Source organism: Erythrobacter tepidarius (genome assembly GCF_002155695.1).
GTDB lineage: Bacteria > Pseudomonadota > Alphaproteobacteria > Sphingomonadales > Sphingomonadaceae > Erythrobacter > Erythrobacter tepidarius.
Genome location: NZ_MUYJ01000016.1, coordinates 21,531 through 44,608 on the forward strand (window position 1 = coordinate 21,531; position 23,078 = coordinate 44,608).

Here is a 23,078-nt window from a genome sequence, read left to right on the forward strand (position 1 = left end):
GGGCCGGGAGATAACCAAATGGGCGGGAAGGGCCAAGCCTCCCGCCCGCAATCGCTACGGTTTCTTGTTGCGGTGCAGCATAATTGCACCGGTCAGGGCTGGCGCGCGATCAGGCCTCGCGTTGCTCCAGCCACTTTTCCAGCCACTTGATCGAATAGTCGCCGTTGAGAATGTCATCCTGCCGCAGCAGTTCCTGGTGGAGCGGGATGTTGGTTTTCACGCCCTCCACGACCATTTCCTCGAGCGCGCGGCGCAGGCGCATGATGCAGCCTTCGCGCGTGCGGCCGTAAACGATCAGCTTGGCGATCATCGAATCGTAATAGGGCGGAATGCGATAGCCGGCGTAAAGCCCTGAGTCGACGCGCACGTGCATCCCGCCGGCCGCGTGGTAGTAGGTCACAAGGCCAGGCGAAGGCGCGAAGGTGAAAGGGTCTTCGGCGTTGATCCGGCACTCGATCGCGTGGCCGTGGAACTCCAGCTCGTCCTGCTTCACCGACAGCGGGCGGCCCTCGGCAATGCGGATTTGCTCGCGCACCAGATCAACGCCGGTGATAAGCTCGGTCACCGGATGTTCCACCTGCAGGCGGGTGTTCATCTCGATGAAGTAGAACGCGCCGTTCTCCCACAGGAACTCGATCGTGCCCGCACCGCGATAGCCCATGTCGCGCATCGCCTGCGCGCAGACCTCGCCCATGCGCATCCGCTCCTCGCTCGAGATGACAGGGGAAGGGGCCTCTTCGAGCACCTTCTGGTGGCGGCGCTGGAGCGAGCAATCGCGCTCGCCCAGATGGATCGCGTTGCCCTTGCCGTCACCGAACACCTGGAATTCGATGTGGCGCGGGTTGCCGAGATATTTCTCGATATAGACGGTCGCGTCGCCGAAGGCGGCCTTCGCCTCTGATCCGGCCTGCTGCATCAGGGTCTCGAGCTTGTCCTCGCTCTCGCACACCTTCATGCCGCGCCCGCCACCGCCGCTGGCAGCCTTGATGATCACGGGGTAGCCGATCTCCTTCGCGATGCGGCGCGCTTCGTCAAAGTCGGAAACCGCGCCGTCGCTGCCGGGCACCAGCGGCAAGCCTAGAGCGCCCGCGGTGCGTTTGGCCTCGACCTTGTCGCCCATTGTGCGGATGTGTTCGGGCTTGGGGCCAATCCAGATGATGTCATGCGCCTCGACGATCTCGGCGAACTTGGCGTTCTCCGATAGGAAGCCGTAGCCCGGGTGGATGGCGTCGCACTGGGCGATTTCCGCGGCCGAGATGATGTTGGCGATGTTGAGATAGCTCTCGGAAGCAGGCGGCGGGCCGATGCACACGGCATGGTCGGCCAGCCGCACATGCATGGCGTCGGCATCGGCGGTGGAGTGCACCGCCACGGTTTCGATGCCCATCTCGTGCGCGGCGCGATGGATGCGCAGCGCGATTTCGCCACGATTGGCGATCAGGATACGCTTGATGCTCATGAGCTTAGGAGATCACCACGAGCGGCTGGTCGAATTCGACCGGCTGGGCGTTTTCGACCAGGATTGCTGTGACCGTGCCGGACTTGGGCGCGGTGATCGGGTTCATCACCTTCATCGCCTCGACGATCAGCAGGGTGTCGCCTTCCTTCACGCTCTTGCCGACCGTGATGAAGGGGGCAGCGCCCGGTTCCGGGGCGAGGTAGCAGGTGCCGACCATCGGCGACTTGACCGCGTCCTTGAGATCAGGGCCAGCCGGCGCGGGGCTTTCCGCCGGGGCAGGCGCTGCGGCAGCGGGGGCAGGCGCGGCAGCGGCAGGCGCAGGCGCAGCGGCATAGGCCGGAGCGGCGGCGGCCACGCTTGCGCGCGACACGCGGATCTTGCGGTCGTCGTCCTCGACCTCGATCTCGGTGAGGCCCGTTTCGTTGAGCAGTTCGGCCAGCTCGCGCACCAGCGCGGTGTCGATGTTCATGCCCGGCTTGCGCCCGTTTGCCTTGCCGGAATGGCCAGCGTCGTTTGCCATGTATGCCTCTTGTTATCTGGTAGGCCCGTGAAGCGCCGGGGACTATTGCCGCGAATTGCGGCTGGCAAGTGGCAAGGGTGCAATTTGTGAAAGTTGGGTGACGATTTCAGACCTCGCCCGACGCTACGGCTTCGAGCGCGATGAGGTAGGACTGCGCCCCGTGGCCCTCGACGGTCTTGGCCGCGGCCATGCCGACATAGGAGAGATGGCGGAAGCTCTCGCGGGTCTTGGGGTTGGACAGGTGCACCTCGATCACGGGCGTTCTGATCGCCTTGATCGCATCGAGCAGCGCGATCGAGGTGTGGGTATAGGCCGCGGCATTGAGCAGCACCGCCCGCGCGCCTTCGGCCTGGGCTTCGTGCAGCCAGTCGACCAGCATGCCTTCGTGGTTGGTCTGGCGCATCTCGATTTCGAGGCCCAATTCGCGGGCGCGATCCTCCAGCATTCCGGCGATGTCGTCGAGCGTGGTGGTGCCGTAGATCTCCGGCTCGCGAAGCCCCAGGAGATTGAGATTGGGGCCGTTGAGAACGTAGACGAGGTTGGTCATGGCAGCGCGGATAGCGGGAAGGGGCGGGGCAGGGAAGGGTGCGCGCACCAATTGCTGGATTGCCGCATTCCTACCGTCACAGCCACGCGGCGCCGAGCGTTGGCGGTCTGCCGATATACGGGACGACACGCGCCGCGGAATGGTCGCCAAGCTCTTGCATCGCAAGGGGCTGGAAGGCCGAACCGGCGCCGGGGTGATCGGTCTTCCAAACGAACTCCAACGCGAGCGAGGGAATGACGATCTCAGCCATCTGCGTCTCTGCCCTGGCTTCATGCATATCCCGATCCTCGGGTTTCACTGGAAATCCGGCGGCTGGGTGAGGCTCGCGTCATGGCCAACTACCGATCCACCCCCTTGACCTTCCCCCACTGGCGTGCGGCGGTGTAGCCGAGGTAGCCGGTGCCGAACAGGGCGTAGAGCGGTTCGGGCAGGCCATTGAGATAGGCGTTCATCCCTGCGGCAATGTCGCGTGCGGCGGCGGGGTGGAAAGCGGAGAGCACTCCCATCGGCAGCGCGGTCAGCAGGAGGATGTACATCACGTAGAGAAAGCTCGGCCGGGCGCGGCTGGTCCAGGGGTCAGCAGAATTGGCCTCGGCGACGATCGCCTTCAACTGCGTTTCGAGCATCTGCATCTCTTGCGTGCCTTGCAGCGCAATCAGCTCGAGCTTGGCCCTGGCGCGGGCCTCCTTGTCTGGGATGATCTTGTCGATGATCGAGGCGATGGGGCCGATGAGAATGTCGATAAGGGCCATGCGGTGCGCTCCTTGACTGTGAGTCGCCCAAAAATGACCAATTAGGTTAAAGTAGGAAAATGAATTAACCTATTTCTCGCCCGCTTCGGCCAGAAGCCGCTGCGCCAGCGCCAGATGAGGCCGATCGAGCATGGCGCCGTCCAATGCAACCACGCCTGCACCGGGGTGGTCGGCAAAGGCCTGCACCACGGCGCGGGCGTGGGCCAGTTCCTCGGCGCTGGGGGTGAAGGCGGCATTGATTGGATCGACCTGCGCCGGGTGGATCGCGAGCATCCCGGCAAAGCCTTGCGCCCGCACCCGCTGGGCGCGCGCCGCCAGCGCATCAAGATCGCGGAATTCGGGCTGCACCGTCTCGATTGCCGCCACCCCCGCCGCCGCAGCGCCAAGCAGGCAAAGGCTGCGCGCCATCTCGTAGGTGTGCGAATATTCCCCGTCCGGCCCCCGTTGCTCGCGCGCGCCCAGCGCCGCGGACAAGTCCTCCGCTCCCCAGCTCATCGCCACCAGCCGCTCGCGGCCTGGATAGGTGCCGGCATAGTCGCCGGTGCGGAACATGGCTGCCGCGGTCTCAGTGACGAGCGCGGCTACAGCCGTGCGCCCCGGCGGGATGCCGTTGGCGGCTTCCAGCGCGGTCAGATAGTGGTGCAGGCGGGTGATGTCGCTCGCGCCTTCCGCCTTGGGTAGCAACACCCCGCCCGGGCGCGAAGGCATGATTGCGGCGAGATCGGCGATGCAGTCGGCCGTGCTGACCGGATTGATCCGCACCCACAGCCGCCCGCGGTTGGCAGCAGCGCTGATCTGCTCGCACACCATCAGCCGCGCCGCCGACTTGTTCTCGGGCGAAACCGAATCCTCCAGATCGATCAGCGCGATGTCCGCATGGCTGGCGATTGCCTTGCCCATCTTCTTTTCGCTGTCACCGGGGGCGAACAGCCACGAGCGCATTCTCGGCGAAGCGAAGGTGTCAGCCATTGCTCTATCCTCTCAAGCGGCAGCCAGCCGCGCGGCGTGCTGCTGCACAAGCGCGATCATGTTGGGCACGCCCTGCGTGCGGTTGCTCGACAGCTGGTTCTTGAGATCGAACGGCGCGAGCGCGGCGGCGATATCCATCGCGGCGATCTCGGCGGCGGGTCGGTCCTGCACCGCGGCGATCACCAGCGCGACGATGCCCTTGGTGATCGCGGCATTGCTGTCGGCAAGGAAATGCAGACGATCCGCCTGGGTGCCGACGGGATAGACCCACACCGCAGCCGAACAACCGCGTACCAGCGTCGCGTCGGTCTTGAGCGCATCGGGCATCGGTTCAAGGCTGCGGCCAAGCTCGATCAGCAGGCCGTAGCGTTCGTCGGCATCGAGAAATTCGTATTCTTCGAGGATATCGGACAAACTGCGCATGGGCCGCAGTTAGGCAGGGCCAGCGCGAAACGGAAGAGGCAATTACCCGCCCAAGCCCCCCGGGCGGGTGAAGGCGTGCCAGATCACGTAGAACCAGCCGAAGAAGCCGTGAACAATGGCCCAGATGATCGACTTGTGCAGGCTCCAGCTGATCGTCACCGCGATCGCGCTGCCGAGGCCGATCCCGGCCTGCGCCGCAGAGCTGGTGGCACTGCTCACAGTTCCACCCCGCTGGCGATGGCTTCGAGCTTGCGGATGCGTTCCTTGAGATCGGCCAGTTCGATGCGCGCGGTGCCGATGCCCGAGCCGTCCTCGCCCGCCCCACGGGCACAGGCGCGGTCAAGCTCTTGCCGCTTGAGATCGAGCCAGCCCTGCCAGGCGCGCAGCAGGCTGGCAGCGATTACGATCAGCCCGATGAGGCTTGCGCTGGTTATGATCAGGGTCGGGTCGAGCAAGGTGGTGATCATTCGCTCTTCTCCTCTCTGGCCGCGGGCAGCGCGCCTGTGCTCGCTTTGGATTGGGGCTGCGCCCTGAGGGCTTCGATTTCGGCGGCGATGCGCGCCTGTTCGCGCGCCGCGCTGGTGTTGCCGTCGGTGGCGATGCGTTCGAGCACCTTCACCCGTTCGCGCAGGTCCGCCAGCTCGCGCCGGGTGGCTTCGAGTTCGGCAATACAGCGTCCCTCGCCGCGCGGGATGACCTTTTGGTTGCCGTCCTCGTCGGTGATGATTCCGGCCCGCGCCTGGACGGATTGGACGATCCCCCAGATCACGATGCCGACCAGCGCGACAATCGCCCAGCTGCTCATCGTGCGACTTCCTCGCCACCTGCCGCGGCGGGTGCCGGAAGATCGCGGCGCAGCGCCTCGATTTCATCCGCCAGCAGATTGCTGCGGTCGGTAGCGATCCGTTCGAGCACGCGCAGGCGATCCTCGATCATCTGCTGGCGCTCGGCGATCTCGCGGATTTCCGGTGCCTGCGGCTGGGCCTGGGCTTTGGCCTCGTAGCGCAGCCGCTTGCCCTGCATCACCTTGTCGACGATGCCGTTGAGCGTCATGCCCGCGATCAGGGCAATCGCGATGATGGTGATCGCGATGATGGCCTGCTCGGGCATCAGGCTTCCCCTTTGTCCATCAGGTTCGAAAGCGCGCGGTCACGCAGCGCGTCGATTTCGGCGCCGAGATGATAGCCACCGTCGGTGACGATCCGTTCGATGTTGGCAAGCCGATCCTTCATCGCGCCCAGTTCGGCGCGCAGTTCGGCGTTTTCCTGAGTCAGCAGGGTGACGCGGTGCGCGGTCTGCTTGTCGGAGCCGGGCTTGAGCGACTGCCCCCACATCCCTTCGAGCGGATAGCCGTTCTTGATCTTCATCCGGGTGGTCTGGAACGAGACGAGGATGCCCATCGCACCGAGCACGAAGGCTCCGGCGATGATCCAGCCCAGATAGGGGAGAAAGGGCGAAAGCTGTTCCATTACGCGCGTTCCTTCTTTTCCAGGCCCAGCGGCAGGCCGGCGCCTTCATCGACCCGGCGCGTATCGCGCAGGGCTTCGATCTGGGTGGCGATGTCATAGCCACGATCGGTGACGATGCGCTCGAGCACCTGCACCCGGTCTTCGAGCCGCTGGATCTGGCTGGCATATTGCGCGGCCTTTTCGGCGGTTTGCTCGGCAGTGGCACCCAGCTGCATCTCGGCGATCTTCTGCTGGTGCTTGGTCCAGATGGCGATGATCGGGATCATCAGCGCGACGATCGGGATCATGACACCCAAGGTTCCTGCATCCATGTTTTGCGTCCCCTGTTGACGTGGTGGCGGTTCAGCGCAGCCGCTCGATCTCGGCGGTCAGACGCGGGTTGCTGCTGACATAGTGGGCTTCCACCGCGGCCAGACGGCGGTCGATATCGCGGAAATTGGCGCGGATCTCGCGGGCGGTGCGCTTCGGGCTTTGACGGATGCCTTGCCAATATTTCTGCTCGCTTTCATCGCGATAGAGGTGGGGGGGCTTCTTGTTGAGGATGAAGCCGAGGATGAAGTAGGCGAGAATCGGCCATCCCAGCCCGAGCGAGAGCGCGAGCGTGCCAAGCCGGACCCAGAAGACATTGACCCCGGTGTAATCGGCGATGCCCGAGCAGACGCCCATAAGCTTGGCATTGTGGTTGTCGCGGTAAAGCGTGGTGCGGGGGCTGTTCATGCGCGGGTTCCCTTCTTTTCGGCGATCAGCTGTTCAAGTTCGCGCAGCTGCTGGTTGTCCTTTTCCTGATCGGCGATCAGCCGGCGGGCGGGGGTGAAGGCCGGATCATCGGCGGCGACCAGACGCTCGACCGTGTCCATCCGTTCATCGAGCCGCTTGGCGAGGTTGTAGAGTTCCTCCAGCAGCACCTCGTCATCGCTGGTGATGGTTGCGGCGGTCTTCCACTTGGTGATGTAGTGGAGAATGACCCAGGGCAGGCCGATGAACAGCGTCGCGACGACAAAGACGACTTCGAAATCCATGGCCTATTCCCCCTTCTTTTCGCCGCTCTTGCCGAGCGCTTTCTTCATAGCCTCAAGCTCGTCATCGATCGCATCCGAACCGGCGAGCGCCGCGATTTCGTCGGCGAGCGACGGGGTCTTGCCTTCGGCGATCTGCAAGGCGTCGGCGCGGCCTTCGGCATAGTCGACCCGGCGTTCGAGCTGGTCGAAGCGAGCCAGCGCCTCGTCGGTGCGCTCGGTGCTCAACAGCGTGCGCAGCTTGACGCGGTTCTCCGCGCTTTCGAGGCGTGCGGCGATCGCGGTCTGGCGGCTGCGGGCTTCGCGCAGGCGGTGTTGCAATTTCTGGATATCGTCCTCATAGGCGCGCAGGGCATCGTCGAGCACGGCGATTTCCGCCTTGAGCTGCTCGGCCATGTCGGCGGCCTTCTTTTTTTCGACGAGCGCCGCGCGGGCGAGATCCTCGCGGTCTTTCGACAGGGCGAGCTGGGCCTTTTCGGCCCAGTCGGCCTGCAAGCGCTCGAGCTTCACGCAGTGGCGATGCATTTCCTTCTGGTCGGCGATGGTGCGCGCGGCGCTGGCACGCACTTCGACCAGGGTTTCCTCCATTTCGAGGATGATCATCCGGATCATCTTGCTAGGATCATCCGCCTTATCGAGCATATCGTTGAAATTGGCGGCAATGATATCGCGGGTGCGGCTGAAAATGCCCATGAAGGCTACTCCATCGAGAAACGAGTTGACCCGATCAAGCGGAGCGACTCGCTCCTGCTGCTGCGGGTTGGTGCGTCCGCGAGACTGCGTCGGGGTGGGGCTGCGGCGCAAGGCTTCGATTTCCTCGTCGAGCCGCGACAGCCGTCCCGACGACAGCAGCCGGGAGGGTTGGGCCGGAGCATCGCTGCCGGGCTCGACGCGCTCGGGGCGGGCATCGCCGGCAGCATCGGCGGGGGGGGCATCCCGGGCGGGGCGCTCCGGCCCGAGGGGGTCGAACGGATCGCCCATCTCAGGCCATCTCGACCATCGCGCCGCTTTCGGCGGCGGGATGGCCCAGCGGGGCAGCCTTGGCCGCACCCGGCTGGATCTGCGCGGACAGCGCGATCATTAGCACCATCGCGGCGATGCTGGCCATCGCGGCCTGTCCGAGCTTGGTGCTCCAGAAACTGCCTTGCGCGGAGTTCTTGTTGATCATTCGGGCCTCCCAAAGTCAAAAGCGGTGGTCTTGTCAGCGAAAAAGCAATCGCCGTGCCAAACCCCGGAAAAGGCGGAAATCCGCGGTTTTTGGGCCGTTCGAGCGGATGTGTATTGGTCTCTATTGCCAAGCTTTGGGGAATTTTACTATAGATTGGTCGATGAAGCGTGAAAGCCAGTTCATCGGCCAATCGGGCGCCTTTCTCGACGCGGTCGAGCGCACCAGCCGTGCCGCGCCGATGAACCGTCCGGTGCTGGTGATCGGCGAACGCGGGACGGGCAAGGAGCTGATCGCCGAACGCCTGCACCGCCTGTCCACCCGCTGGGACGAGCCGCTCGTGACGATGAACTGCGCGGCTCTGCCGGAAACCCTGATCGAGGCCGAGCTGTTCGGGCACGAGGCGGGAGCCTTCACCGGCGCGACCAGAGCCCGCGCGGGCCGCTTTGAAGAGGCAGACCGCGGCACGCTGTTTCTCGACGAGCTCGGCACGCTTTCGATGGGCGCGCAGGAGCGGCTGCTGCGCGCGATCGAATATGGCGAGGTCACCCGCATCGGCGCCTCGCGCCCGATCCGGGTCGACGTGCGGATCGTGGCCGCGACCAACGACGATCTCCCCGCGCTCGCGGCCAGCGGCAAATTCCGTGCCGACCTGCTCGACCGGTTGAGCTTCGAGGTCATCACATTGCCCCCATTGCGGGTGCGCGAGGGCGACATCGGCGTGCTGGCGGAGTATTTCGGACGGCGCATGGCGGCCGAGCTTGGTTGGGATCGCTGGCCCGGTTTCGCCCCGCACGTGATGGAGCAGCTGGAGAACTACGATTGGCCGGGCAATGTCCGCGAGCTGCGCAATGTCGTCGAGCGCGCGGTCTATCGCTGGGGCGAACCCGACATTCCCATCGCTCACGTGCAGTTCGATCCCTTCGACAGCCCGTGGCGTCCGCGCCCGCCGGCCCATCGCGGTGCACCGGTAGCGGATGCAAAGCCGCCCGCGCCTGCGCCTTGCGCGCCTGATTTCGACAGCATCGACGATCTGCGCGCGGCGGTCGATGCGCATGAGCGTGCCATTCTCGAACATGCGCTCGGCAAGCACCGCTGGAACCAGCGCCAGACCGCGCGGGCGCTGGGCCTGACCTATGACCAGCTGCGCCATGCAATCCGCAAGCATGGGATCATGGAAGGCCAGGATAGCGCGGCGAGCTGACGGGACGATCGGGTTTGCACCGTAAGCCGGCGCACAGCCGCGCCGTGCCGCGTAACTTTCCTTAGGGCGCGGTTCAGCGCTTCTCCGCCATAATGCCGCAGGCTGCCATGTCATGGTGCAGCCAGTCGCCCTTCCACGTCGCGCGCCGGGGTCCGAGCCGGCCACGCCTCCGCTGACCGGGCGGCGTAGCGCGGCACGTCTGCGGCTGGCGGTTCCGGTGCGGATGGTCTCGACCCATGCGACGCAGAATTGCATCCTGCTCGATCTGTCGCGCACCGGCGCGCGGATCGGCCTAGCCGAACCACTCGCGCCGGGAATGTGCCTCTATCTCAGGGTCGCGGGGTTCGAGGTTTTTGCCGAGGTCATCTGGCGCAAGGCCGGCACCGGCGGAGGCATCAATGGTCTGGCCTTCGACGAGCCCTTGTCCGATGCCGCTGTCCTCGCTGTGCGCCGCCATGCCGAGGGCTTTGCGCAGCAACAGCGCGATTGCCTGCGCGATCAGGTGCGGCGGTGGGTCAGCGGGGAAGGCCGCCTCTGATCGCAGGCCGCCTGGCTGGCCGCAATCTGCGCTTGGCTCTTGCCAAATCGCGTGTCCGCGCCTAAGTGCGCATCCATCCCGACATTGTCGTGACAAGGTTTGGATGCTGGCGCCTGACGGGGCCGGCCCAAACCGCGTTGCAACGATGCCGCCCCGCCGGAGAACTCATGGCCGATATCGCGCGCCTGACTGCATTGATCGAACCCGAGGCTGCGGCCCTCGGTTTCGAGCTCGTGCGCGTCGCGTTCCTGCCGTCCGAGGCGGGCGACGGCGGCATGGCCTTGCAGATCATGGCCGAGGATCCGGCCACCGGCCAGCTGGTGATCGACCAGTGCGCCGCGCTCTCGCGCCGGGTCTCGGACGTGATCGACGCGGCCGAGGAAGCGGGCGAGGTGCTGATCGAGGGGGCCTATCATCTCGAAGTCTCTTCGCCGGGTATCGACCGGCCGCTGACCCGCGAGAAGGACTTCACCAAATGGGCCGGGCACGTGGCCCGGATCGTCATGGTCAAGGGCTATGCCGGCCAGCGCACCAACAAGGGGCTGCTCCACGGCATCGAGGACGGCATGGTGCTTCTCACCGACGCCAAGGCGGGCGATGTGCGTCTGCCGCTGGACCAGATCCATTCGGCCAAGCTCGTCCTCACCGACGCGCTGATCGCCGCCACCCGCCCGCTCGATATCAGCGGGGCTGACGAACTCATCGAAGACACCCAGGAAGAAAAGGCAGACGACTGATGGCCAGTGCCATTTCCGCCAACAAGGCCGAACTCCTCGCGATCGCCAATGCGGTCGCCTCGGAAAAGATGATCGACAAGGCGATCGTCATCGAGGCGATGGAAGAAGCGATCCAGAAATCCGCGCGCAACCGTTATGGTGCGGAAAACGACATCCGCGCCAAGCTCGATCCGCTGACCGGCGATCTGACGCTGTGGCGCGTGGTCGAGGTGGTCGAGGAGGTCGAGGACTATTTCAAGCAGGTCGATCTCAAGCAGGCCCAGAAGCTCCAGCCCGGCGCCAAGGTGGGCGACTTCATCGTCGATCCGCTGCCCCCTGTCGATCTCGGCCGCATCGATGCGCAGTCGGCCAAGCAGGTGATTTTCCAGAAAGTGCGCGATGCCGAGCGCGAGCGTCAGTACGAGGAATTCAAGGACCGCGTCGGCGAGATCATCACCGGGGTGATCAAATCGGTCGAATTCGGTCATGTGATTGTCAACCTCGGCCGTGCCGAGGGCGTGATCCGCCGCGATCAGCAGATCCCGCGCGAGGCGGCGCGCGTGGGCGAGCGCGTGCGTGCGCTGATCACCAAGGTCGAGCGTAACAACCGCGGCCCGCAGATCTTCCTCAGCCGCGCCCACCCCGATTTCATGAAGAAGCTGTTCGCGCAAGAAGTGCCCGAAATCTACGACGGCATCATCGAGATCAAGGCCGCCGCCCGCGATCCGGGCAGCCGCGCCAAGATCGGCGTGATAAGCTATGATTCGAGCATCGATCCGGTCGGCGCCTGCGTCGGGATGAAGGGCAGCCGCGTGCAGGCGGTGGTGCAGGAATTGCAGGGGGAGAAGATCGACATCATCCCCTGGTCGGAAGACACGGCGACCTTCGTCGTCAACGCGCTCCAGCCGGCGACGGTCAGCCGCGTCGTGCTCGACGAGGAAGACGGCCGGATCGAGGTGGTGGTGCCCGACGAGCAACTCAGCCTAGCGATCGGTCGCCGCGGCCAGAACGTGCGCCTGGCGAGCCAGCTCACCGGGCACCAGATCGACATCATGACCGAGCAAGAAGCCTCGGAGAAGCGCTCGAAGGAATTCGCCGAGCGCTCCAAGATGTTCGAAGAAGAGCTCGACGTCGATGAAACCCTCTCGCAGCTGCTGGTGGCCGAAGGCTTTGCCGAGCTGGAAGAGGTGGCCTATGTCGATCTCGCCGAACTTGCGAGCATCGAAGGCTTCGACGAGGAACTGGCCGAGGAACTCCAGAGACGGGCGCTCGAAGCGCTCGAACGGCAGGAGGAAGCGCACCGCAAGGTGCGCCGCGAGCTGGGCGTGGAGGATGCCCTCGCCGAGCTTCCGCACCTCACCGAAGCGATGCTGGTCACGCTCGGCAAGGCGGGTATCAAGACGCTCGACGATCTCGCCGATCTGGCGACCGACGAACTGATCGCCAAGAAGCGCGAGGCCCCGCGGCGCCGCAACAATGCCGATGGTCCGCCGCTGCGGCGTGCGCAGCGCGAGGCCGAAAAGGGCGGCGTGCTGGGTGAATATGGTCTCACCGAAGAGCAGGGCAACGAAATCATCATGGCTGCCCGTGCGCACTGGTTCGAAGACGAGCCCGACACGCAGGAGGCCGCCGATGCGGACTCCACCCAATGAGCGCCTGACGTCCGACATCGTCGCGCCTTTGCTTTCGGCCCCCTCTGATCGGGTGGCCGGGAGCGAGCGGCGCTGTATCCTTACAGGCGCGCATGACGCGCGTGCTGTGCTGGTCAGGCTGGCGATTGCGCCGGACGGGCTGGTGTTGCCCGATCCGGCGGCCAAGGCGCCGGGGCGCGGTGCGTGGATCGGCGTGAGCCGCGACGCGCTCGCGGCAGCGGTGGCCGACGGCCGGTTGAAGCGGGCGCTGATGCGCGCCTTCAAGGGTGCTCAACTCACCATTCCGGACGATCTGCCCGCGCGGGTGGAAGCCGCGCTGGCGCGCCACCTCGGTGACCGGCTCGGGCTGGAATTGCGCAGCGGCAACATCGTGCTCGGCGCGTCCCGGATCGCGGAGCAGGCGCGCGCCGGCAGGCTCGCGGCCCTGCTGCACGCCAGCGACAGCAGTGAGGACGGGCGGCGCAAGCTCGATCAGGCCTGGCGCGTCGGGCGCGGGGCGGAAGGATCGGGGGAACGCGGGCTGGTCTTGCCTCTGGACCGCATGGCATTGTCTGTGGCATTGGGCCGCGACAATGTCGTCCACCTCGGCGTTGCCGGCCATCCCGGCGACATGCGCGCCGCGATGCGGGTGCTGCAGGCAGTTTCCCGGCTTTCGCGCTTTGTTGCTGGCGGCAGCGCGCCCGCCGGCATGAGCGGTATGGGGGACAATTCCGGTCGGGACAGCCCCGGCAACAGCGAGCGGCCGCACCCGGCTGGCCGTTCGGCACAAGACGAATACGTGAAGGACTGACGAGCGATAATGAGCGACGAAAACGACAACCAGCGCATCCGCAAACCTCTGGGCCTCAAGCGCTCGGTCGATGCGGGCGAGGTCAAGCAGACCTTCAGCCACGGCCGCACCAACAAGGTGGTGGTCGAGGTGAAGCGTCGCCGCGTGCTCGGTAAGCCCGTCAGCGAACCTGCTGCACCGCCGCCGCCGCCCACGCCTCCGGTCGCGGCCAAGCCGGCCCCGGCGCCGCGTCCCGCGCGCCCGGTACCCGTGGGCGAGACTCCGCAGGAACGCGTCAGGCGGCTCCAGCTCGAGGCCGAGGAAGAGCGGCTCCGGCTCGCCGAAGAGGCGCGCAAGCGTGAAGAGGCCGAGGCCCGCGAGCGCGAGGAAGAAGAGCGCCGCCGCGCCGAGGAAAACCGCCGCGCCGAGGAAGAAGCTGCCAGGCACGCCGCCGAAGCTGCGGCCTTGCCGGCAGGGGAAGAGGTTGTCGAGGCCCCGGAAACGGCCGAGACCGAAACGACGGCACCGGCCTTGCGCAGCGACACCATGCCCGCAGCGCGCCGCTTCACGCCGGTCGAGCGGCCCGAGCCGAGGCGCCCCGAGATCAAGGGCAAGAAGAAGGAAGAAAAGCGCGCCGCGCCGATCGATGCCGGCAAGGACAACCGCCGCTCGGGCAAGCTGACGGTCACGCGCGCGCTCAACGAGGACGAAGGCCGCCGGGCGCGCAGCCTCGCCGCGCTCAAGCGTGCGCGCGAGAAGGAGCGTCGCCTTCAGGGGGGCGGTGTGTCCAAGCCGCGGGAAAAACAGGTGCGCGATGTGGTCGTGCCCGAAGCGATCACCGTCCAGGAACTCGCCAACCGCATGGCCGAGAAGGGCGCCGATCTGGTGAAGGCGCTGTTCAACATGGGCATGATGGTCACCGTCAACCAGACGATCGACCAGGACACCGCCGAGCTGCTGGTCGAGGAGTTCGGCCATAACATCACCCGCGTCTCGGAAAGCGATGTCGATATCGACACCAGCGAGGATACCGATCCGGAAGAGACGCTGCGTCCGCGCCCGCCGGTGGTGACGATCATGGGCCATGTCGATCACGGCAAGACCAGCCTGCTCGACGCCCTGCGCGGAACCGATGTGGCCAAGGGCGAGGCTGGGGGCATCACCCAGCATATCGGCGCTTACCAGATCACCACCAAGGACAATTCGAAGATCACCTTCCTCGACACTCCGGGCCACGCCGCCTTCACCGAGATGCGGATGCGCGGGGCGAATGTCACCGACATCGTCGTGCTGGTGGTTGCCGGTGACGACGGGCTGATGCCGCAGACGATCGAGGCGATCAATCACACCAAGGCGGCCGGCGTGCCGATGATCGTGGCGATCACCAAGTCGGACAAGCCGGAATACAACCCGCAGAAGATCCGCGAGCGCCTGCTCGAACACGAGGTGATCGTCGAGGCGATGAGCGGCGAGGTCCAGGACGTGGAGCTTTCGGCCAAGACCGGGGCGGGGCTCGACAAGCTGATCGAGGCGATCAACCTCCAGGCCGAGCTGCTCGAACTCAAGGCCCGCCCCGATCGCCCTGCCGAGGCGACCGTGATCGAAGCCAAGCTTGACAAGGGCCGCGGCCCGGTGGCGACGGTGCTGGTGAGGCGCGGAACGCTCAAGCGCGGTGACAATTTCGTGGTCGGCACCCAGTCTGGCCGTGTCCGCGCGATCATCGACGACAAGGGCCAGCAGCTCAAGGAAGCTGGCCCGTCGATGCCGGTCGAGGTGCTCGGTCTGGGCGGTGTGCCGTCCGCAGGTGACTTGCTCACCGTGGTCGAGAACGAGCAGCGCGCGCGCGAAGTTGCCAAGTATCGTCAGGAAAAGGCGACCGAAAAGCGCACCGCTTTGGCGCCGACCAACTTCGATACGATGTTCAACAACCTCGCCTCCAACGTCATCGAATATCCGGTGGTGGTGAAGGCGGATGTGCAAGGTTCGGTCGAAGCGATCGTCAATGCGCTCCACGCGCTGTCGAACGACGAGATCAAGGTGCGCGTGCTCAATGCCGGCGTCGGCGCGATCACCGAAAGCGATGTGCTGCTGGCGGCGGCTTCCAAGGCGCCGATCATCGGCTTCAACGTGCGTCCCAACGCCAAGGCGCGCGATCTGGTGAAGCGCGACGGGGTGCGGATGATGTATTACGACGTCATCTACCACCTCACCGAGGAAGTCGCCAAGGAGATGGCGGGCGAGCTCGGGCCGGAGCGGATCGAAACCGTGGTCGGCCGGGCCGAGGTCAAGCAGGTCTTCCCGGCGGGCAAGAAGGACAAGGCGGCAGGGCTTCTCGTGCTGGAAGGCGCGATCCGCAAGGGGCTGTTTGCGCGCCTCACCCGCGCCGATGTCATCGTTTCCGCCACCAAGATCGCCTCGCTGCGGCGCTTCAAGGACGACGTCGACGAAGTGCGCGCCGGGCTCGAATGCGGCGTGGTGCTGGAGGATACCAACGACATCAAGCCCGGTGACATGCTCGAAGTCTTCTCGGTCGAGGAGCGTGAGCGGACGCTGTGAGCGAGAAGGTCTACTTTCCCGAGGATGCCGGGCAGTCGCCGCACACGGCGCTGCTCGGCTCCGAGTTCGTCAGCTTCGACGAAGCGAGCCAGACCGCGACCATGCGCTTTCACGTGAAGCGCGAGATGACCACCTGGCGCGGGGGCGTGCAGGGCGGGCTGGTCGCGGGCTATCTCGATGACGTGATGGGCTATGCCTATGTCGCGGCCACCGGCGGCCAGATGGCCCCGCTCAATCTCGAAATCTCGATGAGCCTCATCCGCCTGATCCCGGAAGGGCCGCTGATCGGCAAGGGACGGGTGGTGCGCGCCGGGCAGCGGGTGATCTTCCTCGAAGGCGAGCTCTTGGCGGAAGACGGCACGCTCCACGCCCGCGCCACGTCGACCGCGATCCCGACTCCGCGCCCCACCCCGGAGCAGACCGGGATGCCCCGCTGATGGCCAGAGCGCCCTTCACCGCCGAACAGCAATCGGTCCGCGTCCTCAAGGTCGGCGAGCGGGTGCGGCATATCCTCTCGGAACTGCTCGCGCGCGGCGCGGTGCATGACGCTATCGTCAGTGCGGCGCATATCGCGGTGACCGAGGTGCGCATGACCCCGGATCTGCGCTACGCGACGGCCTATGTGAAGGCGCTGCTGGGGGCGGGGCCGACGACCTCGGATGACGACGTGGTCCATGCCCTCAGGCAGAACACCGCCTTCCTCCAGCGCGAGGTGGCCCAGCGGCTCGGCCTCAAATTCGCGCCCAAGCTCAAGTTCCGCAAGGACGAAAGCTTTGCCGAGGCCGACCGGATCGAGGCGCTGCTGCGTCATCCCAAGGTCGCCCGCGATCTCGCCGAGGACGAAGAGCAATAGGTCAGGCTAGCGCGGCACCATTCGCGCCCGCAAGGTGATATCGACCTTGTTGCCGACGATCAGCTGATAGCTTTTCATCCCGAACTGCCGGCGGTCGATGGTGGTCGTTCCGGTGAAGCTTACGGGCCGACCCGCATTGCGCACCGGGTCGGCATCGAAGGTCACGGCGAGCGTCGCCGGCATGGTCACGCCGCGCGCAGTCAGCTCGCCCGAAACCGTGCCCTTGGTCGCGCTCACGAGCTTCATGGAACGGCCGATAAAGCGGATCGTGGGGTATTTCTCGACCCAGAAGAACTTCTCGCCCTTCAGCCTTGCGAGCGTGACCGAATCGGGCGCCTCGATCGCGCTGGCATCGAAAGTGACATCGATCACCGCCTTTTCGGGGGCGCCGGGGATGATCGTTACCGCGCCCTCCATCCGCGGGAAGCGGGCGGTCTTGCTGGCAAGGCCGAAGAACGGAACCCTGGCCGAGACATCGCTGGCCGCCGCATCGAGGATGTAGCGCTGCGCCGTGCTAGGCGTGTTGGCGAGCGCGAAGACGGCCAGCAGGGGCAGCAGGATCATCCGGAGGCAGGCAACGGGGTTCAGCATGGCATTGCCTATACGCTTGATCCGGGCAAAAGGTTCAATCACGTCTCGCCCCGCGCCCAGCCTCTGGTTAGGCTGGCGCGATGGCCAAGCTCTATTTCTACTACGCCAGCATGAACGCGGGCAAATCCGCTCACCTGTTGCAGGCCGACTTCAACTACCGCGAGCGCGGGATGCGCACGATGCTGTGGACCGCAGCGCTTGACAGCCGCTCGGGCGGGCTAGTGAAAAGCAGGATCGGGTTGGAAAGCGCGGCGCACCGCTTCCATTCCGACACCAATCTGTGGGCCGAAGTCAGCGCGGCGCATGCTGCCGAACCGCTCGATTGCGTTCTGGTCGACGAGGCACAGTTTCTCAGCGGCGCACAGGTGTGGCAGCTGGCGCGGCTGGCGGACGAGGGCGGCATTCCGGTGCTGTGCTATGGCCTGAGGACCGATTTTCAGGGCGAACTCTTCCCCGGTTCGGCAGTATTGCTGGGGATTGCCGATGCGCTGGTGGAGCTCAAGGCCGTGTGCCACTGCGGGCGCAAGGCGACGATGAACCTGCGCGTCGACGAAAGCGGCGCGCCGGTCAAACAGGGCCAGCAGACCGAGATCGGGGGCAATGAGCGCTATCTTGCCTTGTGCCGCAAGCACTTCACCCAGGCGCTGGGACGATGATCCTGCCCGCGCCCTATGGTTTTGGCCGATCCGCCACCCTATCTTGGGCGCGATGACCGATACCCTTGCCCTGATCCTCGTGCTGGCGCCCGCCTTGGTGATGGCCATCGTGTTTCACGAGGTCGCGCATGGCTATGCCGCGCGGCTGCTGGGCGATCCCACCGCCTCCGAGCGCGGCCGGCTGACGCTCAATCCGATCGCGCATGTCGATCCGGTCGGAACATTGCTGGTGCCGGGCACGCTGGCGCTGCTGGGGGGGCCGATGTTCGGCTGGGCCAAGCCGGTGCCCGTCAACAAGTGGCGTCTCAACAATCCGCGCTTCGGGATGATGGCGGTGGCGGCGGCAGGCCCGGCGAGCAATTTCCTCCTCGCGCTGGTCGGCGCGGTGCTCTACGGCCTCGTGCTGCCCGACGGTGCCACGTTCAGCGACGACGGCAGCACCGCGCTGGTGCTGAACGCCTTGGGCAAGCCGCTGTGGCTGGGAACCGGGCTGTTCTACTTCATCCTGGCCAACTTGTTTCTGGGCATCTTCAACCTGCTGCCGATCCCGCCCTTTGACGGCTCGCACATCCTAGGCGGCGTGTTGCCGGCGTCGATGCGGGCGGTGTGGGAAAGGTTGCAGGGCATCGGCATGGCGTTGATCCTTGTCCTCGTCGCGGCCAGCTGGGTGTTCGGGACGAGCTGGCTGGGCAAAATCTTTATGCCGCCGGTGCTGTTCGCGATGCAGCTCTACCTCTCGCTCGCCGGCGCGATCCACGCGGCCTTTGCCTGAGCAGGACCATGGGTGACGAGCGCAAGGCCGTGCCGCTGTCGGGCTGGCTGATCCTCGACAAGCCGCGCGGGCTTGGCAGCACGCAGGGGGTGAGCGCGGTCAAGCGGATGCTGCGGCAGCACGGCTATGCGAAAACGAAGGTAGGCCATGGCGGCACGCTCGATCCGCTGGCCGAGGGCGTGCTGCCGATCGCGCTCGGCGAGGCGACCAAGCTCGCCGGCCGGATGCTGGATGCTTCCAAGATCTACGTGTTTACCCTTCGCTTCGGGCAGCAGACCGACACGCTCGACACCGAAGGGGCCGTTGTCGCGACCAGCGATGTGCGCCCGACGCGGGATGCGGTCATGGCCGTGCTGCCGCGTTTCACCGGCGCAATCGCGCAGGTTCCGCCCGCCTACAGCGCGCTCAAGCTCGATGGCCAGCGCGCCTATGCCAGGGCGCGGGCAGGCGAGAGGGTGGAACTGACACCGCGCAGCGTGACGATCCATGCACTTTCGCTCTTGCCGGATGCGCCAGGGCGGGATGAAGTCACGCTCGAGGCCCACGTCTCCAAGGGCACCTACATCCGCAGCCTCGCGCGTGACATCGCGCAGGCGCTCGGCACCTGCGCCCATGTCACCTATCTGCGCCGCATCAAGGCCGGCCCCTTCCATGAGCAGCAGGCGATTTCGCTGGACAATCTGGAGGAAGTCGCTAAGGGCGCAGGGCTTGAACACCTCCTCCTGCCGCTGGAGGCGGGGCTGGACGACATCCCGGCCCTCGCACTCGACCAGGCAAGCGCGCAGGCGGTCCGGCAGGGCCGGGTGCTGTCTGGCATGCCCCAATCATCCGGGCTCTACCTCGCGAAACTGGGCGCCGCCCCGGTCGCGCTGATGGAGATTTCGGATGGCACGGCCAAGGTCGTGAGGGGCTTCAACCTTCCCGATGTCGCTGAGCAAGAAAGAGAATACCATGTCGGTGACCGCCGAAAAGAAGCAGGAAATCATTGCCGCGAACGCCCGTGACCCCAAGGACACCGGCAGCCCGGAAGTGCAGGTTGCGATCCTCACCGAGCGCATCCGCAACCTGACCGAGCACTTCAAGGATCACCACAAGGACAATCACTCGCGCCGTGGCCTGCTGATGATGGTCAACAAGCGTCGCAAGCTGCTCGCCTACCTCAAGAAGAAGGATGTCGAGCGCTATAACGCGCTGATCCAGAAGCTGGGCCTGCGCAAGTAAGAGTTCGCGGGAAGGGCGGCTCAAGGGGCCGCCCTTCGTGCATTTGGGGCTTGGCAGGCATCCGGCCTGCATCGCCTCGGGGCCGAACCAGCGCCCCGCACCGGACCGGGACGGTTGTTTCCCCGGCACATGAGGCCCCGCCCGGCAATATGGCCGCGCGGGTCAGAAGGAAAACCGATGTTCGACACGAAAACCGTATCGCTGGAGTGGGGCGGAAAGACCCTCACTCTGGAAACCGGGCGCATTGCCCGTCAGGCTGATGGCGCCGTGCTGGCGACCTATGGCGAAACCGTGGTGCTGTGCGCCGTGACCGCCGCCAAGAGCGTCAAGGAAGGGCAGGACTTCTTCCCGCTCACCGTCCATTATCAGGAAAAATTTTCGGCCGCAGGGCGTATCCCGGGCGGCTTCTTCAAGCGTGAACGCGGCGCGACCGAAAAGGAAACGCTCACCAGCCGCCTGATCGACCGTCCGATCCGTCCGCTGTTCCCCGAAGGTTTCTACAACGAAATCAACGTTATCGCCCAGGTCCTCTCGTTCGATGGCGAGACCGAGGCCGATATTGTCGCGATGATTGCCGCTTCGGCCGCCCTGACCATCTCGGGCTTGCCCTTCATGGGGCCGATCGGCGCCTGCCGGGTCGGCTACATCGATGGCGAATATGTGCTCAACCCCAAGCAGGACAAGGCGCTGGCCGAAGGCCGGCTCGATCTCGTCGTTGCCGCCACCGACAAGGCGGTGATGATGGTCGAATCCGAAGCCAAGGAACTGACCGAGGATGAGATGCTCGGCGCAGTGATGTTCGCGCATGACGAATGCCGCAAGGTGATCGGCGCGATCGTGGAGCTGGCCGAAAAGGCCGCCAAGGAGCCTTGGGAAATCGATCTTTCGGACAACACCGCCGAGATCAAGGCCAAGCTCATGCAGCTCGTGGGTGCGGATATTGCGGCGGCCTACAAGCTGACCAACAAGTCCGAGCGCGCCAATGCGCTCAACGTCGCGCGCGACAAGGCCAAGGCTGCATTTGCCGACGAAACCCCGCAGACCCAAATGGTGGCGATCAAGACTTTGAAGAAGGTCGAGGCCGACATCGTGCGCACCGCCATCCTCAAGGACGGCCGCCGCATCGATGGGCGCAAGCTCGACGAGGTTCGCCCGATCGAGGCGATCGTCGGCTTCCTGCCGCGCACCCATGGCTCGGCGCTGTTCACACGCGGCGAGACCCAGGCGATCTGCACCACCACGCTCGGCACCAAGGATGCCGAGCAGATGATCGACGGCCTCGAAGGCCTGAGCTATGCCAGCTTCATGCTGCACTACAACTTCCCGCCCTATTCGGTCGGTGAAGTGGGCCGCTTCGGCGCGCCGGGTCGCCGCGAAGTCGGCCACGGCAAGCTCGCCTGGCGCGCGCTCAACCCGGTGCTGCCGAGCAAGGAAGACTTCCCCTACACCATCCGCGTGCTGTCGGACATCACCGAGTCCAACGGTTCGTCGTCGATGGCGACGGTGTGCGGCGGGTGCCTTTCGTTGATGGACGCGGGCGTGCCGATCAAGGCACCGGTGTCGGGCATCGCGATGGGTCTGATCCTCGAAGGTGACGAATTCGCCGTTCTCTCGGACATTCTGGGCGATGAAGACCACCTCGGCGACATGGACTTCAAGGTTGCCGGCACTGAAAACGGCATCACCACGATGCAGATGGACATCAAGGTCGCCGGCATCACGCAGGAAATCATGGCCAAGGCGCTGGCGCAGGCCAAGGCCGGCCGCCAGCACATCCTTGGCGAAATGGCCAAGGCGCTGTCCGGTGCCCGCAGCGAAGTGTCGAAGCACGCGCCACGGATCGAGACGATCCAGATCGACAAGTCGAAGATCCGCGATGTCATCGGCACGGGGGGCAAGGTGATCCGCGAGATTGTCGCTGAAACCGGCGCCAAGGTCGACATCGACGACGAAGGCGTGATCAAGATCAGCTCGTCCAACCTCGAGGAAATCGAAGCCGCCAAGCGCTGGATCCTCGGGATCGTCGAGGAGCCGGAAGTGGGCAAGATCTACACCGGCAAGGTCGTCAACATCGTCGATTTCGGCGCTTTCGTGAACTTCATGGGCGGCAAGGACGGTCTCGTCCACGTCTCGGAAATGCGCAACGAGCGGGTTGAAAAGCCCACTGATGTCGTCTCCGAAGGCATGGAAGTGAAGGTCAAGGTGCTCGAGATCGACAACCGCGGCAAGGTGCGCCTGTCGATGCGCGTGGTCGATCAGGAGACCGGCGAGGAGCTGGAAGACACCCGCCAGCCGCGCGAACCGCGCGAGCCGCGCGGCGATCGTCGCGGGCCCAAGGGCGGCCGCGGCACTGACCGCGGCGGCCGTGGCGGCCGCGAGCGCGAAAGCGGCCCGGCGGCTCTGCCCGACTTCCTCAAGGACTGATCGCCTCAACCGAGGTGTCGACAAGTGGCCGTCCGGAGCGATCCGGGCGGCCTTGTCTTCGGATTTGCACCGATGCGCAAGCGCGAACTGATCGACACTGCCCGGATCGAGGACGGCGCAACCCTCGAACTCTACACCCACGCCGGCCACTTCATGGTCATGATGGGGCGCAACGAGCTGATGAGCACCCGGATGCGCTTTTCCGAGGAGCAGCTGGCCGATCTCGCCATCGACCAGCTTGGCAGGGACGATGCCCGGATCCTGATCGGCGGTTTCGGTCTGGGCTTCACCTATCGCGCGGCGGCGGCACGGCTGGGGCCGAAGGCGCAAATAGTGGTCGCCGAGATTTGCGAGGCGATCATCGCATGGGCCAGAGGGCCGATGGCGGCGCTGACCGGCAATGGCCTGTCGGACCCACGGCTCGACCTCAGGATCTGCGACGTCGCGGCATTGATCGACGATGCCGTTGACGGCACCGCCGCGAAATTCGATGCGATCCTGCTCGATGTTGACAACGGCCCCGACGGGATCGCGCGCGAAGCCAACAACCGCATCTATTCGCGCACCGGCCTTGCCAGGGCGCGCGATGCACTCAAGCCTGGCGGAATTCTCGCAGTGTGGTCAGCCGCGCCCGATCCGTCCTTCCGCACGCGGCTGCGCGACACAGGCCTGACGGTCACCGAGTGGAAGGTCCGCTCGCGCCCGGGCAACAAGGGCGCCCATCACCTCATCTGGTTCGCGCACAAGACCTGACGCCCAAGCTCCATGAGCTTGGGTCGTCTGCCTTGTTGAAAGTGGGTGCTGGT

General features: G+C 65.5%; 32 protein-coding genes. 14 read left to right on the forward strand and 18 right to left on the reverse strand.

Translation table 11 applies throughout. The features are described from left to right. Positions 1-109 precede the first annotated feature (109 nt). From accC to BZF61_RS14230, 17 genes are all read right to left on the reverse strand, one after another. Positions 110-1,459: an acetyl-CoA carboxylase biotin carboxylase subunit gene (accC, locus tag BZF61_RS14155; protein WP_086620045.1), complete on the reverse strand. Its 1,350-nt coding sequence runs from the start codon at positions 1,457-1,459 to the stop codon at positions 110-112. Between the two features lie 4 nt (positions 1,460-1,463). Next, on the reverse strand, positions 1,464-1,979 hold the full coding sequence (gene accB / locus BZF61_RS14160) for an acetyl-CoA carboxylase biotin carboxyl carrier protein (protein ID WP_086620046.1): 516 nt from the start codon (positions 1,977-1,979) through the stop codon (positions 1,464-1,466). 106 nt (positions 1,980-2,085) lie between these two features. After that, the gene (gene aroQ / locus BZF61_RS14165) at positions 2,086-2,526 is read right to left on the reverse strand and encodes a type II 3-dehydroquinate dehydratase (protein WP_086620047.1); all 441 of its coding nucleotides are present in this window, start codon (positions 2,524-2,526) and stop codon (positions 2,086-2,088) included. 76 nt (positions 2,527-2,602) lie between these two features. After that, positions 2,603-2,776: a hypothetical protein gene (locus BZF61_RS15795; RefSeq protein WP_158094107.1), complete on the reverse strand. Its 174-nt coding sequence runs from the start codon at positions 2,774-2,776 to the stop codon at positions 2,603-2,605. 88 nt (positions 2,777-2,864) lie between these two features. Then, on the reverse strand, positions 2,865-3,278 hold the full coding sequence (locus BZF61_RS14175; protein ID WP_086620049.1) for a holin family protein: 414 nt from the start codon (positions 3,276-3,278) through the stop codon (positions 2,865-2,867). 69 nt (positions 3,279-3,347) lie between these two features. Beyond that, entirely contained in the window at positions 3,348-4,247 is a 900-nt protein-coding gene (locus BZF61_RS14180) for an HpcH/HpaI aldolase/citrate lyase family protein (protein ID WP_245804662.1), read from the reverse strand. Positions 4,248-4,259: 12 nt separating this feature from the next. Next, complete coding sequence (locus tag BZF61_RS14185) at positions 4,260-4,670, reverse strand: SufE family protein (protein WP_086620050.1); 411 nt, start codon at positions 4,668-4,670, stop codon at positions 4,260-4,262. A gap of 42 nt (positions 4,671-4,712) precedes the next feature. Next, positions 4,713-4,889: a hypothetical protein gene (locus BZF61_RS15855; protein ID WP_169711978.1), complete on the reverse strand. Its 177-nt coding sequence runs from the start codon at positions 4,887-4,889 to the stop codon at positions 4,713-4,715. Continuing rightward, the gene (locus tag BZF61_RS14190; RefSeq protein ID WP_086620078.1) at positions 4,886-5,125 is read right to left on the reverse strand and encodes a hypothetical protein; all 240 of its coding nucleotides are present in this window, start codon (positions 5,123-5,125) and stop codon (positions 4,886-4,888) included. The genes BZF61_RS15855 and BZF61_RS14190 overlap by 4 nt, the downstream gene beginning before the upstream one ends. Before the next feature lie 8 nt (positions 5,126-5,133). Next, complete coding sequence (locus BZF61_RS14195; RefSeq protein ID WP_086620051.1) at positions 5,134-5,475, reverse strand: hypothetical protein; 342 nt, start codon at positions 5,473-5,475, stop codon at positions 5,134-5,136. Then, a complete protein-coding gene (locus BZF61_RS14200; RefSeq protein ID WP_086620052.1) occupies positions 5,472-5,780 on the reverse strand; it encodes a hypothetical protein in 309 nt (102 codons plus the stop codon). Before BZF61_RS14200 ends, BZF61_RS14195 begins: the two co-directional genes overlap by 4 nt. Beyond that, positions 5,780-6,139 (reverse strand): hypothetical protein, encoded by a 360-nt coding sequence (locus BZF61_RS14205; protein ID WP_086620053.1) that lies wholly within the window; start codon positions 6,137-6,139, stop codon positions 5,780-5,782. Before BZF61_RS14205 ends, BZF61_RS14200 begins: the two co-directional genes overlap by 1 nt. Further along, a complete protein-coding gene (locus BZF61_RS14210) occupies positions 6,139-6,426 on the reverse strand; it encodes a hypothetical protein (protein ID WP_245804663.1) in 288 nt (95 codons plus the stop codon). Before BZF61_RS14210 ends, BZF61_RS14205 begins: the two co-directional genes overlap by 1 nt. Before the next feature lie 55 nt (positions 6,427-6,481). Next, the gene (gene pspC, locus BZF61_RS14215; RefSeq protein ID WP_086620055.1) at positions 6,482-6,856 is read right to left on the reverse strand and encodes an envelope stress response membrane protein PspC; all 375 of its coding nucleotides are present in this window, start codon (positions 6,854-6,856) and stop codon (positions 6,482-6,484) included. Next, positions 6,853-7,158, reverse strand: coding sequence for an envelope stress response membrane protein PspB (gene pspB, locus BZF61_RS14220; protein ID WP_086620056.1), 306 nt, complete (start codon positions 7,156-7,158; stop codon positions 6,853-6,855). Before pspB ends, pspC begins: the two co-directional genes overlap by 4 nt. Positions 7,159-7,161: 3 nt before the next feature. Beyond that, the gene (pspA, locus tag BZF61_RS14225; protein WP_425429636.1) at positions 7,162-8,136 is read right to left on the reverse strand and encodes a phage shock protein PspA; all 975 of its coding nucleotides are present in this window, start codon (positions 8,134-8,136) and stop codon (positions 7,162-7,164) included. A 1-nt stretch (position 8,137) separates the two neighbouring features. Further along, entirely contained in the window at positions 8,138-8,323 is a 186-nt protein-coding gene (locus BZF61_RS14230; protein ID WP_086620057.1) for a hypothetical protein, read from the reverse strand. 160 nt (positions 8,324-8,483) lie between these two features. Between BZF61_RS14230 and pspF the strand changes: the two genes are divergently transcribed. The 8 genes from pspF (at position 8,484) to rbfA (ending at position 16,608) form a co-directional block, all read left to right on the forward strand. Beyond that, positions 8,484-9,524 (forward strand): phage shock protein operon transcriptional activator, encoded by a 1,041-nt coding sequence (gene pspF / locus BZF61_RS14235; RefSeq protein WP_086620058.1) that lies wholly within the window; start codon positions 8,484-8,486, stop codon positions 9,522-9,524. Between the two features lie 112 nt (positions 9,525-9,636). Then, entirely contained in the window at positions 9,637-10,062 is a 426-nt protein-coding gene (locus BZF61_RS14240) for a PilZ domain-containing protein (protein ID WP_086620059.1), read from the forward strand. 167 nt (positions 10,063-10,229) lie between these two features. Next, entirely contained in the window at positions 10,230-10,799 is a 570-nt protein-coding gene (gene rimP, locus BZF61_RS14245) for a ribosome maturation protein RimP (RefSeq protein WP_086620060.1), read from the forward strand. Continuing rightward, positions 10,799-12,430: a transcription termination factor NusA gene (nusA, locus tag BZF61_RS14250; RefSeq protein WP_086620061.1), complete on the forward strand. Its 1,632-nt coding sequence runs from the start codon at positions 10,799-10,801 to the stop codon at positions 12,428-12,430. Before rimP ends, nusA begins: the two co-directional genes overlap by 1 nt. Further along, on the forward strand, positions 12,411-13,220 hold the full coding sequence (locus BZF61_RS14255; protein WP_086620062.1) for a DUF448 domain-containing protein: 810 nt from the start codon (positions 12,411-12,413) through the stop codon (positions 13,218-13,220). The genes nusA and BZF61_RS14255 overlap by 20 nt, the downstream gene beginning before the upstream one ends. A 9-nt stretch (positions 13,221-13,229) precedes the next feature. Continuing rightward, entirely contained in the window at positions 13,230-15,755 is a 2,526-nt protein-coding gene (gene infB, locus BZF61_RS14260; RefSeq protein ID WP_086620063.1) for a translation initiation factor IF-2, read from the forward strand. Continuing rightward, entirely contained in the window at positions 15,752-16,192 is a 441-nt protein-coding gene (locus tag BZF61_RS14265; RefSeq protein WP_086620064.1) for a PaaI family thioesterase, read from the forward strand. Before infB ends, BZF61_RS14265 begins: the two co-directional genes overlap by 4 nt. Beyond that, positions 16,192-16,608, forward strand: coding sequence for a 30S ribosome-binding factor RbfA (gene rbfA / locus BZF61_RS14270; RefSeq protein WP_086620065.1), 417 nt, complete (start codon positions 16,192-16,194; stop codon positions 16,606-16,608). Before BZF61_RS14265 ends, rbfA begins: the two co-directional genes overlap by 1 nt. Positions 16,609-16,614: 6 nt before the next feature. On the opposite strand, the gene BZF61_RS14275 is transcribed toward rbfA, so the two are convergent. Next, positions 16,615-17,199 (reverse strand): YceI family protein, encoded by a 585-nt coding sequence (locus tag BZF61_RS14275; protein ID WP_086620066.1) that lies wholly within the window; start codon positions 17,197-17,199, stop codon positions 16,615-16,617. 80 nt (positions 17,200-17,279) lie between these two features. Between BZF61_RS14275 and BZF61_RS14280 the strand changes: the two genes are divergently transcribed. The 6 genes from BZF61_RS14280 (at position 17,280) to BZF61_RS14305 (ending at position 23,025) form a co-directional block, all read left to right on the forward strand. After that, positions 17,280-17,855: a thymidine kinase gene (locus tag BZF61_RS14280; RefSeq protein ID WP_086620067.1), complete on the forward strand. Its 576-nt coding sequence runs from the start codon at positions 17,280-17,282 to the stop codon at positions 17,853-17,855. Between the two features lie 52 nt (positions 17,856-17,907). Further along, the gene (locus tag BZF61_RS14285) at positions 17,908-18,627 is read left to right on the forward strand and encodes a site-2 protease family protein (protein WP_086620068.1); all 720 of its coding nucleotides are present in this window, start codon (positions 17,908-17,910) and stop codon (positions 18,625-18,627) included. 8 nt (positions 18,628-18,635) lie between these two features. Then, complete coding sequence (gene truB, locus BZF61_RS14290; RefSeq protein WP_086620069.1) at positions 18,636-19,631, forward strand: tRNA pseudouridine(55) synthase TruB; 996 nt, start codon at positions 18,636-18,638, stop codon at positions 19,629-19,631. Continuing rightward, entirely contained in the window at positions 19,579-19,848 is a 270-nt protein-coding gene (gene rpsO, locus BZF61_RS14295) for a 30S ribosomal protein S15 (RefSeq protein WP_086620070.1), read from the forward strand. Before truB ends, rpsO begins: the two co-directional genes overlap by 53 nt. 177 nt (positions 19,849-20,025) lie before the next feature. After that, positions 20,026-22,272 (forward strand): polyribonucleotide nucleotidyltransferase, encoded by a 2,247-nt coding sequence (pnp, locus tag BZF61_RS14300; RefSeq protein WP_086620071.1) that lies wholly within the window; start codon positions 20,026-20,028, stop codon positions 22,270-22,272. A 72-nt stretch (positions 22,273-22,344) separates the two neighbouring features. Beyond that, positions 22,345-23,025: a polyamine aminopropyltransferase gene (locus tag BZF61_RS14305; protein WP_086620080.1), complete on the forward strand. Its 681-nt coding sequence runs from the start codon at positions 22,345-22,347 to the stop codon at positions 23,023-23,025. Positions 23,026-23,078: the final 53 nt, after the last annotated feature.

Coding starts and splice junctions, on each gene's coding strand:
- accC (WP_086620045.1), bottom strand. CDS start 1,459: ATGAGCATCAAGCGTATCCTGATCGCCAATCGTGGCGAAATCGCGCTG.
- accB (WP_086620046.1), bottom strand. CDS start 1,979: ATGGCAAACGACGCTGGCCATTCCGGCAAGGCAAACGGGCGCAAGCCG.
- aroQ (WP_086620047.1), bottom strand. CDS start 2,526: ATGACCAACCTCGTCTACGTTCTCAACGGCCCCAATCTCAATCTCCTG.
- BZF61_RS15795 (WP_158094107.1), bottom strand. CDS start 2,776: ATGGCTGAGATCGTCATTCCCTCGCTCGCGTTGGAGTTCGTTTGGAAG.
- BZF61_RS14175 (WP_086620049.1), bottom strand. CDS start 3,278: ATGGCCCTTATCGACATTCTCATCGGCCCCATCGCCTCGATCATCGAC.
- BZF61_RS14180 (WP_245804662.1), bottom strand. CDS start 4,247: ATGGCTGACACCTTCGCTTCGCCGAGAATGCGCTCGTGGCTGTTCGCC.
- BZF61_RS14185 (WP_086620050.1), bottom strand. CDS start 4,670: ATGCGCAGTTTGTCCGATATCCTCGAAGAATACGAATTTCTCGATGCC.
- BZF61_RS14195 (WP_086620051.1), bottom strand. CDS start 5,475: ATGAGCAGCTGGGCGATTGTCGCGCTGGTCGGCATCGTGATCTGGGGG.
- BZF61_RS14200 (WP_086620052.1), bottom strand. CDS start 5,780: ATGCCCGAGCAGGCCATCATCGCGATCACCATCATCGCGATTGCCCTG.
- BZF61_RS14205 (WP_086620053.1), bottom strand. CDS start 6,139: ATGGAACAGCTTTCGCCCTTTCTCCCCTATCTGGGCTGGATCATCGCC.
- BZF61_RS14210 (WP_245804663.1), bottom strand. CDS start 6,426: ATGATCCCGATCGTCGCGCTGATGATCCCGATCATCGCCATCTGGACC.
- pspC (WP_086620055.1), bottom strand. CDS start 6,856: ATGAACAGCCCCCGCACCACGCTTTACCGCGACAACCACAATGCCAAG.
- pspB (WP_086620056.1), bottom strand. CDS start 7,158: ATGGATTTCGAAGTCGTCTTTGTCGTCGCGACGCTGTTCATCGGCCTG.
- pspA (WP_425429636.1), bottom strand. CDS start 8,136: ATGGGCGATCCGTTCGACCCCCTCGGGCCGGAGCGCCCCGCCCGGGAT.
- BZF61_RS14230 (WP_086620057.1), bottom strand. CDS start 8,323: ATGATCAACAAGAACTCCGCGCAAGGCAGTTTCTGGAGCACCAAGCTC.
- pspF (WP_086620058.1), top strand. CDS start 8,484: ATGAAGCGTGAAAGCCAGTTCATCGGCCAATCGGGCGCCTTTCTCGAC.
- BZF61_RS14240 (WP_086620059.1), top strand. CDS start 9,637: ATGGTGCAGCCAGTCGCCCTTCCACGTCGCGCGCCGGGGTCCGAGCCG.
- rimP (WP_086620060.1), top strand. CDS start 10,230: ATGGCCGATATCGCGCGCCTGACTGCATTGATCGAACCCGAGGCTGCG.
- nusA (WP_086620061.1), top strand. CDS start 10,799: ATGGCCAGTGCCATTTCCGCCAACAAGGCCGAACTCCTCGCGATCGCC.
- BZF61_RS14255 (WP_086620062.1), top strand. CDS start 12,411: ATGCGGACTCCACCCAATGAGCGCCTGACGTCCGACATCGTCGCGCCT.
- infB (WP_086620063.1), top strand. CDS start 13,230: ATGAGCGACGAAAACGACAACCAGCGCATCCGCAAACCTCTGGGCCTC.
- rbfA (WP_086620065.1), top strand. CDS start 16,192: ATGGCCAGAGCGCCCTTCACCGCCGAACAGCAATCGGTCCGCGTCCTC.
- BZF61_RS14275 (WP_086620066.1), bottom strand. CDS start 17,199: ATGCTGAACCCCGTTGCCTGCCTCCGGATGATCCTGCTGCCCCTGCTG.
- BZF61_RS14280 (WP_086620067.1), top strand. CDS start 17,280: ATGGCCAAGCTCTATTTCTACTACGCCAGCATGAACGCGGGCAAATCC.
- BZF61_RS14285 (WP_086620068.1), top strand. CDS start 17,908: ATGACCGATACCCTTGCCCTGATCCTCGTGCTGGCGCCCGCCTTGGTG.
- truB (WP_086620069.1), top strand. CDS start 18,636: ATGGGTGACGAGCGCAAGGCCGTGCCGCTGTCGGGCTGGCTGATCCTC.
- rpsO (WP_086620070.1), top strand. CDS start 19,579: ATGTCGGTGACCGCCGAAAAGAAGCAGGAAATCATTGCCGCGAACGCC.
- pnp (WP_086620071.1), top strand. CDS start 20,026: ATGTTCGACACGAAAACCGTATCGCTGGAGTGGGGCGGAAAGACCCTC.
- BZF61_RS14305 (WP_086620080.1), top strand. CDS start 22,345: ATGCGCAAGCGCGAACTGATCGACACTGCCCGGATCGAGGACGGCGCA.